At 60.3% G+C, this 526-nt stretch carries 1 protein-coding gene and 1 pseudogene; one reads left to right on the forward strand and one right to left on the reverse strand.

Annotation, left to right across the window (positions count from 1 at the left end; all coding sequences use genetic code 11):
* Nucleotides 1–180: pseudogene (locus ACFFNA_RS40590) on the forward strand (hypothetical protein); the annotation flags it as partial.
* Nucleotides 181–250: 70 nt separating this feature from the next.
* On the opposite strand, the gene ACFFNA_RS40595 reads toward ACFFNA_RS40590, so the two are convergent.
* The coding region (locus ACFFNA_RS40595) for an IS66 family transposase (protein WP_446685996.1) at nucleotides 251–526 on the reverse strand (276 nt) is incomplete at its 5' end.

Consider the following 526-nt stretch of genomic DNA (forward strand, 5'->3'; position numbering starts at 1 on the left):
CGCCAAGCCGGACAACCAGTTCCACGCAACATTGTACAGCGGATCGTCGAGCGGACCTTCGCATGGCTGGGCAGATGCCGAAGGCTGGCAAAGGACTTCGAGCGGTCCATCGAATCCGCACAGGCCTGGGTTCTCATCGCAAACATCCGCATGCTCACCCGACGGCTCGCAAGAGCCTGAAAACACCGCGGTCGTTCTGATTCAGACACTTAGATACGTGATCTTGTAACCGGGGCAGATTTCCGGGCGATCAGGCTGGAGCGGCTTGGCTGACGAGATCGGGAAGCGGCAGAACGGCGGTTTGTGTGGGGATACCAAGGCGGTCGCCGAGGTAGGCGAAGAAGGAGACGCCGAGCTTGGTGCAGGTCTTCATCAGGCCGAGCAGGACATCGCGGGCATCTCTGCCTGCGTCACTGACGGTCCCGCCGGAGATCTTGCGTTTGATAACGACGGCGCGAATGTCGTTTTCCGAACCGTTGGTGTGGAGTGGGATCTCGGGGCGATCGAGAACGCGCAGGAGTTCATG

It is taken from the genome of Mesorhizobium kowhaii, assembly GCF_042431665.1.
GTDB lineage: Bacteria > Pseudomonadota > Alphaproteobacteria > Rhizobiales > Rhizobiaceae > Mesorhizobium > Mesorhizobium kowhaii.